This is a genomic window from Cupriavidus sp. 01L45 (assembly GCF_056399885.1).
Genome location: NZ_JBFTSG010000065.1, coordinates 75,809 through 84,153, shown reverse-complemented (window position 1 = coordinate 84,153; position 8,345 = coordinate 75,809). Strand labels below are relative to the sequence as shown.

General features: G+C 69.3%; 9 protein-coding genes. 6 read left to right on the top strand and 3 right to left on the bottom strand.

Annotation, left to right across the window (positions count from 1 at the left end):
• Nucleotides 1-203: 203 nt before the first annotated feature.
• A complete protein-coding gene (gene rfaE2 / locus AC1DT6_RS34130) occupies nt 204-698 on the top strand; it encodes a D-glycero-beta-D-manno-heptose 1-phosphate adenylyltransferase (RefSeq protein ID WP_477115331.1) in 495 nt (164 codons plus the stop codon).
• Nucleotides 699-713: 15 nt separating this feature from the next.
• Here the strand turns inward: rfaE2 and AC1DT6_RS34125 are convergent, their stop codons facing one another.
• The 3 genes from AC1DT6_RS34125 to AC1DT6_RS34115 are packed head-to-tail and all read right to left on the bottom strand — an operon-like array spanning nt 714 to nt 3,176.
• On the bottom strand, nt 714-1,409 hold the full coding sequence (locus AC1DT6_RS34125; protein ID WP_477115330.1) for an SPOR domain-containing protein: 696 nt from the start codon (nt 1,407-1,409) through the stop codon (nt 714-716).
• A 52-nt stretch (nt 1,410-1,461) separates the two neighbouring features.
• Complete coding sequence (locus AC1DT6_RS34120; RefSeq protein WP_441637206.1) at nt 1,462-2,313, bottom strand: type III pantothenate kinase; 852 nt, start codon at nt 2,311-2,313, stop codon at nt 1,462-1,464.
• Nucleotides 2,310-3,176, bottom strand: a complete 867-nt coding sequence (locus AC1DT6_RS34115) for a biotin--[acetyl-CoA-carboxylase] ligase (RefSeq protein WP_477115329.1) — start codon at nt 3,174-3,176, stop codon at nt 2,310-2,312. Before AC1DT6_RS34115 ends, AC1DT6_RS34120 begins: the two co-directional genes overlap by 4 nt.
• A gap of 240 nt (nt 3,177-3,416) precedes the next feature.
• Here AC1DT6_RS34115 and AC1DT6_RS34110 point away from each other — a divergent pair, with 240 nt between their 5' ends.
• The 5 genes from AC1DT6_RS34110 (at nt 3,417) to AC1DT6_RS34090 (ending at nt 8,344) form a co-directional block, all read left to right on the top strand.
• Nucleotides 3,417-4,538, top strand: a complete 1,122-nt coding sequence (locus AC1DT6_RS34110; protein ID WP_441637215.1) for an MlaE family ABC transporter permease — start codon at nt 3,417-3,419, stop codon at nt 4,536-4,538.
• Nucleotides 4,535-5,410 carry an ABC transporter ATP-binding protein gene (locus AC1DT6_RS34105; protein WP_441637210.1) on the top strand — a complete coding sequence of 292 codons (876 nt, stop codon included), beginning with the start codon at nt 4,535-4,537 and terminating at the stop codon, nt 5,408-5,410. The genes AC1DT6_RS34110 and AC1DT6_RS34105 overlap by 4 nt, the downstream gene beginning before the upstream one ends.
• Nucleotides 5,407-6,348 (top strand): MlaD family protein, encoded by a 942-nt coding sequence (locus AC1DT6_RS34100; RefSeq protein WP_441637211.1) that lies wholly within the window; start codon nt 5,407-5,409, stop codon nt 6,346-6,348. The genes AC1DT6_RS34105 and AC1DT6_RS34100 overlap by 4 nt, the downstream gene beginning before the upstream one ends.
• 119 nt (nt 6,349-6,467) lie before the next feature.
• Nucleotides 6,468-7,106, top strand: a complete 639-nt coding sequence (locus AC1DT6_RS34095) for an ABC-type transport auxiliary lipoprotein family protein (protein ID WP_441637217.1) — start codon at nt 6,468-6,470, stop codon at nt 7,104-7,106.
• Between the two features lie 11 nt (nt 7,107-7,117).
• Entirely contained in the window at nt 7,118-8,344 is a 1,227-nt protein-coding gene (locus tag AC1DT6_RS34090; RefSeq protein WP_477115328.1) for a VanZ family protein, read from the top strand.
• Nucleotide 8,345 lies beyond the last annotated feature (1 nt).

Sequence of the window (8,345 nt, the reverse complement as noted above, 5' to 3'; positions counted from 1 at the left end):
GCCTTAAGGCGATGTGAGTTTGGCCCCCGGCCGCTCTTTTCGCCTGCCGACGAGGAGGGGGTCGCCCCATCCGGCACGCCTTTTTTGCCTACTTTTTTGGCAAGACAAAAAAGTAGGTCGCCGCCCCGCAGGGGTGGTGAAACTGCCTTTGACTTTAAGCCTTTGACGTTAAGCTTTTGACTTACCCAAGACCAGCCACCACCATGTCCACCCCAGCCTTCGAATCCAAGCTAGTCACCACCGACACCCCCAACGACCTGACCGAAAAGCTAGCCGCCCTCCCACGCCCGCTCGTCTTCACCAACGGCGTCTTCGACATCCTCCACCGCGGCCACGCCACCTACCTCGCGCAAGCCAAAGCCTTCGGCGCGAGCCTGGTTGTGGGCGTCAACAGCGACGCCTCCGTCCGCATGCTCGGCAAAGGCGACGACCGCCCCCTCAATCACGAGTCGGACCGCATGGCGCTGGTCGCCGCGCTGGCATCCGTGGACCTGGTGGTGATGTTCCRCGAGAAAACGCCGGTCGAGCTGATCCGGCTGGTGCGCCCGGACATCTACGTCAAGGGCGGCGACTACGATATCGATACGCTGGAAGAAACGCGGCTGGTGCGCAGCTGGGGCGGGCAAGCCCATGCCATCGCCTTCCTGCACGACCGTTCCACTACCAAGCTGCTGTCCAAGGTTCGCCAGGTGCAGTAATCCGCCAGCGGCGCATCAGGCGCAGCTGAGCATGTCCTGCACGCCGTAGCGCCGGCGCATCTCGTCAAGCCGCGTACGCAGCGCCGCGTCGGCATTGCGCACGCGCAGCCACTGGCGCGTGAGCGGATGCGGCGTGTCGCTCAGCACCGCGGTACGCACGCCGTGCTCGCGCAGGTTGTCCAGGAAATGCTCGGCATGCTCGCGCTCCTGGAACAGGCCCAGCGACACCGTATAGGTTTCGGGCGTCCCCGCGCTGACCACCGACACATCGGTGATGTTGCGCCGGCGCAACTCACCGAGCTTGCGCTGCAGGTTCTCGCGCGTGGACTGCGGCGGCAGGTGAACCCACCAGCGCGCTTGCTCCTGCCGCTCGAACTGCTCCACCCGCCAGGCGCCGGCCGGTGCGCCTGCCAGTTCATCGGCCACGCGCCGCACCAGGTCGCCGTTGAAGCCACCGATCTCCACGCAGGCCATGGTGGACGCGGCGGCATGCGCGGCAGGCTGAAGCGCCGGCGCGGATGCCGGGCTTGCCCGGTCCCCCCGCGCCATCTGGCGGAATCGTTCCGCGCGGGTCTGCTGGGCGGCGCGTCCGGGTTCGCGCGCGCTTTCCATCCAGCCAGCCAGGGGCTGTGGGCCGAAAGCGCCCAGCACGGCCGCCAGCAGCAGCGCATTGACCAGGACCAGCAGGATTAACAGGCTTCGTTGGAGCATGGGGGCGATGCAGGGGGAAACGAGAGGCTTGGAGAACAATGGCCGGCGCAGATCAGTCCAGGGCATCGGCCCGGCTCCGCGAGGCCATCACATGCAGGCCGAGCAGCACGAGATTATCGTGCATCTCGAACGGCATCGAGAGGGCGTTCGCCAGCATATGGCGGGCGCCGCCGGACAGCAGGCAGCGTACCGGACCGCGCTCGCCGAGGGCACGCCAGGTGCGCTCCACCGCACCGGCCTGCGCCGCCAGGCAGCCGGCGGCAATGGCGTCCCGGGTGTTGTCGGCCCAGGGTGCGGCCAGCCCGGTGTCGCCGACGCCCAGGGCTGGCAATTGCGCGGTGTTCTGCGCCAGCGCGCCCAGCATCAGGTCCAGGCCGGGCAGGATCAGCCCGCCCTCGAAACGGTCCTGCGCGCTCACCACGTCGAGCGTGGTGGCGGTGCCGGCGGTGACGATCAGCAGCGCACCCTCCGGCCGGTAGCACCGCGCRCCGATGCTGCCGATCCAGCGGTCGACGCCGAGCTGGGCGGGATCGCGGTAGCCGTTGACCAGGCCGCCGAAGCGCGGGCCCGAGCGTACCCAGTTCACACCGGCGCCGGGGCCGAACACGGTGTCCAGCGTGGCTTGCAGGCTGGCGGCGATGGCCGGGCCGGCTACGTTGCTGACCCACACCTGCGGCCGGGCGCCGGCGGGACCGGCCGTCCGCAACGACGCCCATTGCGCCACCAGCGTGGACAGTGCGTCGTGTGCCACGGCGCCGCCGTGCTGCCACGGCGTGGGCAGCGGCGCCTCGTGCAACACAGCGCCGGACCAGGCGTCTTCGCACCAGGCCCATTTCAGGCGGGTGTTGCCGATATCGATCAGCAGTTGCGGCACGCGCGGCATGCCGGCGGTGGAAAAGCTCATGCGCCCGCTCCCGGGCCTTCGTCCGCCGGGCGTAGCGAGACTTCGCCGCTGGCGATGCGCTCCAGGCCCATCGGCGTTTCAAGCAACAAGTGGCCGTCGCCGTCCACGCCGCGCGCCAGGCCTTCGGCCTGCACGCGGCCGTCGTGCAGCAGGCGCACCGGCTGGTCGCGATACGCGTCGCGGGCCGACCAGCGGGCCGCCATCGGCGCGAATCCCCGCGCCAGGAAATCGTCGCGCATCGTCGCCAGCCGGTTCAGCACGGCGGCCAGCAAGGCGGTGGGATCGCAATCCGGCAGGTATTCGGTCACGCCGGCCAGGCTGCGCCCGAGCGCGGCCTCCATCTGCGCATCGCGTACCAGGTTCAGGCCGATGCCGATCACCGCCCAGACGCGCTGCGGCCCTGCCGGCACCGACTCAATCAGGATGCCGGCCAGCTTGCGGCCGTCGATCTGCAGGTCGTTGGGCCATTTCAGGCCCACGGCGGCGCCGAGCCGCGCATCGCAGTCGGCCAGCGCCTCGGCCAGCGCCAGCCCCACCGCCAGGCTCAGCCCGCTGAGTTGCGACGGTGCCAGCGGCAATGGCATCGCCACCGAGAAGGTCAGCCCGGCCTGGCCCTGCCAGGGACGGCCCTGGCGGCCGCGGCCCGCGGTCTGGCGGTAGGCCAGGCGCAGCGCGCCGGCCTCGGTCCACGGCGCGGTGCGGCAGGCCTGCGTCAGGTCGGCATTGGTCGAGCCGGTCTCGTCGACGACGTCGAGGGTCCAGCCGCTGGCGGCACCCGTGAGCGCGGCGCGCAGGCGGTCGGAGTCGATGCGCCAGGCCGGGGCTGGCGGGGCGGACGGCGGCAAGGATGGGTCTGCGGACATGCGAATCGGCGTTGGACGGCACAAAGGGCACAAAGGGCACGAAGGGCGCAAAGGGCACAACGTGCGCAAGAAGTACGAGAGGTACGGCTTGCGTCGGTGGAACAGGCCGCGCAGCCGGGACCGCGCGGGGAATCCAGCCCGCATTGTAGCCGCGCGAATCCGCCGCCGAGGCGGTCCGGGCGCCCGCTGACCCTGCGGGTGGCATAGAATCGGGACTTGCCCATCACTTCCACCCATCCTTTGGAAAGCCTTACCACGCCAGCCATCGAAGTGACGCGCGCGGACGGAGCGGCGACGGTGCGATTGCGCGGCGACTGGACCGCGCTGGCGCTCTCGGACTGCCACCACGCGCGCGGCCTGCGCCATGACTTGCATGCGATTGCCACGGATTCGCACTGGTCGCTGGCCGGCCTCGGCCGGCTCGACCACATCGGCGCGCAACTGATGTGGCAGGCCTGGGGCGGCAAGCTGCCCGAGCGGCTTGAGGCCAGCGAGGCCCAGCGGCGGGTGTTCGCGCGCATCGCCGGCCTGCGCCGCGAAAACTGGAAGAAACATATCGTGGACCGGTTCAACCCGGTGACACTGTTCGGCGCATCGATCCTGTCGATGTTCTCGCAGCTCGGCAACGGCGTGACCATGCTGGGCCAGCTGGCCTTCGACCTGCTGCGCCTGGCGCGCGCGCCGCATCGCGGCCCCTGGCGCGAGATCTCGGCCAACATCTACAACGTCGGCTATAAAGCGCTCGGCATTACCGCGCTGGTGGGCTTCCTCATCGGCATCGTGCTGTCGTACCTGTCCGCCAACCAGTTGCGCACCTTCGGCGCCAGCATCTTCATCGTCAACATCCTGGGCATGGCGGTGATCCGCGAACTGGGGCCGGTGCTGGCGGCCATCCTGATCGCCGGCCGCTCGGGCTCGGCCATCACCGCGCAGATCGGCGTGATGCGCGTCACCGAGGAGCTCGACGCCATGCGCGTGATGGGCATCTCGCACGGCTTCCGGCTGATCATGCCGCGCGTGATCGCGCTGGCCATCGCCATGCCGCTGCTGGTGGCGTGGACCGACGTGCTGGCGCTGGCCGGCGGCATGCTGGCGGCCAAATTCCAGCTCGATATCAGCGTGGCCTTCTTCCTGCGCGCGCTGCCCGATGCGGTGCCGGTGGCCAACCTGTGGATGGGGCTGGGCAAGGGCGTGGTGTTCGGCATCCTGATCGCGATCACCGCCTGCCATTTCGGCTTGCGCATCCAGCCCAATACGCGCAGCCTGGGCGAAGGCACCACCGCCTCGGTGGTGACCTCGATCACGGTGGTGATCATTGCCGATGCGATCTTCGCCATCCTGTTCAAGGACATCGGACTATGACAACCGCCACCGCTTCCACGACGCCACAAGCGGCCCGCCCGGCCTCCATGCCCGGCACGGCGCAAGAATCCGGGCGCACTACCGTCATCGAAGTGCGCGACCTCGTCAAGCGCTTTGGCGAGGCGGTCGTGCACGACCACCTGAACCTCGATGTCTATCGTGGCGAAGTGCTGTCCATCGTCGGCGGCTCGGGCAGCGGCAAGACCGTGCTGCTGCGCCAGATCGTCGGGCTGGACCGGCCCACCTCAGGCACCATCCGCGTGTTCGGCGAGGACCTGATGCGGCTCGATGCCGCGCGCCTGCAAGCCCTGCGCAACCGCTGGGGCCTGCAGTTCCAGCGCGGCGCGCTGTTTTCCGCGCTGTCGGTGATCGACAATATCGCGCTGCCGCTGCGCGAACTTCGCACCCTGCCCGACGATCTCATCTGCCAGGCTTCGCTGCTCAAGCTGCAGTTGGTGGGGCTGTCCGCCCGCGACGCGGACAAGATGCCGTCCGACCTGTCCGGCGGCATGATCAAGCGCGTGGCGCTGGCCCGCGCGCTGGCCCTGGAGCCCGAACTGGTGTTCCTGGACGAGCCCACCGCCGGGCTGGATCCGATGGCCTCCGACGACTACGTGGCGCTGATCTGCGAACTGCGCCGCGAACTGGGCCTGACCGTGGTGATGGTGACCCACGACCTCGACACCCTGGTGGCGCTGTCTGACCGCGTCGCCGTGCTGGCGGACCGCAAGGTGCTGGCAGCGCTGCCGATACCCGAACTGGTGCATATCGACCACCCGTTCATCCGCGAGTATTTCCTGGGCGAGCGCGGGCAACGCGCCATGCAGGCCCTGGCGGTGACACCGGCGGGCCCGCAATCTGGAGAAGCATGATGGAAAACAAGTCAAACGCCTTCCTCGCGGGCGTTTTTACGATCGGCCTCGCCATCCTGGTGCTGTTCTCGATCTTCTGGTTCAGCAGCGACCACGCGGTGCGCGTGCCCTACGACCTGATCACCCGCTCCACCGTCAACGGGCTGGGGCCGCAGGCCGACGTCAAGTACCGCGGGCTGGACGTGGGCAAGGTGGTGTCGATCCGCTTCGATCCCGCCGTGCCGGGCCAGATCATCGTGCGCATCAGCGTCAACCAGGACACCCCGATCACCCGCACCACCTATGCCACGCTCGGCTTCCAGGGCGTGACCGGGATCGGCTATGTGCAGCTCGACGACACCACCGCGCAGGAGGGCGGCACGCCATCGCCCCATCTGGCCACCTCCTCCAAGTCGGTGGCGCGCATCACCATGCGGGCCGGCTTCTTCGAAGAGCTGGAAAAGCGCGGCGACAGCTTGCTGACACAGCTCGAAACGATCATGGGCTCGCTCAACGACATGTTCCAGGCCGACAACCGGCGCGAACTGATGGGCGCGATCCGCTCGGTGCGCAAGACCGCCGACGACTACTCTCAGCTGGCCAACTCGCTCGCGCCGGCGGTGCGCCAACTGCCGCAGGTGACCGAAAACCTGAACGCCACGCTGGCCTCGACGCGGCGCCTGACCCAGGAACTGGCCAGCCCGAACGGCACCGTGCTGCGCACCATTGACCGCGTCGGGCACGACCTGCAGGGCGCCGCCGATTCGATCCAGTCGGCCGCCGGTGGCGTCAGCCAGGATACGCTGCCGCAGATCAACGGGCTCGCGCGCGATGCGCGCCAGACCATGCGCAGCATCGACCGCGCCGCCAGCCAGTTCAACGACAGCCCGCGCAGCGTGCTGTTCGGCGGCCCGGCCACCATGCCGGGCCCCGGCGAGCCTGGCTTCCAGGCGCCGTGAGCGGAACAGGTACCGTGATCCCGCGCCCCCAAGCAATCGCCGCGCGCCTGGTCCGCCAGGTGCGCACGGCAAACCCTTCGAGCAATCCGAGCCCCACGGGCAAACCGAGGCAATCCATGATGCGCACCGCCCATCTCCGGCCAGATCGTTCCGGCACCTCCGGCGTTTGCGGCCTGCCGCGCCGGCTTGCCGCCGGCATCGCGCTGGCCGGCCTGCTGCTGGGCGGCTGCGCCCTCACGCCCTCCACGTCCACCATCACCTACGACCTGGGCCCGCCGGCCGGGGCGGCGCCCGGCGCCACGCCCCTGCCCAGGATGCGCGTGGCGCAAACCGACGGCCCCACCTGGATGGACGGCAACTCACTCTTCTATCGCCTGCACTACGCCCAGGCCGAGCGCCTGCAGCCCTATGCCACCCAGCGCTGGGTGATGTCGCCGGTGCGCCTGTTCGACGACCGCCTGCGTGAAGCGGTGGCCTCGCGCGGGGCGCTGACCTGGTTCGGCGATACCGCCACGCCGGCGCTGAAGATCGACATGCTGGAGTTCGAGCAGGTCTTCGACAGCGCCAGCGCCAGCCGCGGCGTGATCCGGGTGCGTGCCAGCGTGTTCCGCAACGGGCTGCGCGGGCAGAAGACCTTCGTGGTGGCGCAGCCCGCGCCCACGGCCGATGGCGCCGGCGGCGTCAAGGCGCTCGCCACGGGCACCGACGCCGCCATCGCGGCGATCCTCGACTGGGTGGCCACGCTACCGCTGCAATAACCCGGTCCCGCATGGCATCGGCACCCGCTCCGCTCACTCCCTTGCCGCCCACGCCCCGCCATTCGCCGCTGGCGCGGGTGGGGCTGCTGTGCTTCACCCTTCTGGTGATCTACGGCAGCCTCTTTCCGTTCACGGGCTGGACCGACAACGGCATCTCACCGCTGGCCTTCCTCACCGCGCCCAAGCCGCGCTACCTGACCGAGTTCGATCTCATCACCAATGTGCTCGGCTATTGCCCCTTCGGCGCGCTGTTGGTGCTGTCCCTGCACCCGCGCGTGTCCGGCGCGCGCGCGACGCTGCTGGCGCTGGTGGCGGGCGCGCTGCTCTCAGGCTGCATGGAAGCGCTGCAAACCTGGCTGCCCAACCGCATCTCGTCCAATATCGACCTGATCACCAATGCGCTGGGCGCCCTGCTGGGCGGCGCCGTGGTGGCGCCCTTCTCGGCCGCGCTGATCGACCGCGGCTCGCTGCGCCAGTTGCGCATGGCCTGGTTCGAGCCACATGCCAGCTTCGCCATCATCCTGCTGCTGCTGTGGCCGTTCGCGCAGATCTTCCCGCAGGAGCACCTGTTCGGCATGGGCGCGATCGTGCGCGAGTGGCTGACCGACCCCGACTCCTGGCCCGTGCAGTGGCTGCAAGGCATGTTCCCGACGCTGCCCGACCTGATCGAAAGCGTAGGCCTGCTGCGGCCCGACGACGTGCAGGGACAGCAGTTGCTGGAATCGCTGGTGACCGCGTGCGGATGGGTCGGCACCGGGCTGTTCGCCTCGGCGGCGATGCGGCGCAATGCCCCGATGCTGCGCATTCTGGCCGGCTTGCTGGCCTGCACGCTGCTGCTCAAGGCGGCCGTGGCGGAACTGCAGTTCCCGGACGACAACGCCTTCAACTGGCTGTCCGARGGYGGSCGYTTYGCSCTGCTGACGRGYTCGCTGGTGCTGGTATTGCTATTGCGGCTGCCGCGCTGGCTRCGCGGCGCGCTGGCGCTGGCCGCGCTGATGTTGCTGGTGCTGCTGTCCAACCTGCTGCCCGCCAATCCCTATTCCTGGATCTCGGAGCAGGGCTGGCGCCTGGGCCGCTTCATCCACTTCAACAGCCTGGCGCAGTGGCTGGCCTGGATGTGGCCGTTCCTGGCGCTGTTCTACCTGATCTGGCGCTTCGAGCAATTCCAGCTGGACCGCCGCAGCTTGCGGCGCGCACGCCGCAAGCTGCGGCGGCAGGCGGCGGCGAAAAAGGGATAGG

Excerpts from the sequence above, each read along its gene's own strand:
- AC1DT6_RS34125 (WP_477115330.1), bottom strand. The coding sequence starts at position 1,409 with ATGCTCCAACGAAGCCTGTTAATCCTGCTGGTCCTGGTCAATGCGCTG.
- AC1DT6_RS34115 (WP_477115329.1), bottom strand. The coding sequence starts at position 3,176 with ATGTCCGCAGACCCATCCTTGCCGCCGTCCGCCCCGCCAGCCCCGGCC.
- AC1DT6_RS34105 (WP_441637210.1), top strand. The coding sequence starts at position 4,535 with ATGACAACCGCCACCGCTTCCACGACGCCACAAGCGGCCCGCCCGGCC.
- AC1DT6_RS34100 (WP_441637211.1), top strand. The coding sequence starts at position 5,407 with ATGATGGAAAACAAGTCAAACGCCTTCCTCGCGGGCGTTTTTACGATC.
- AC1DT6_RS34095 (WP_441637217.1), top strand. The coding sequence starts at position 6,468 with ATGCGCACCGCCCATCTCCGGCCAGATCGTTCCGGCACCTCCGGCGTT.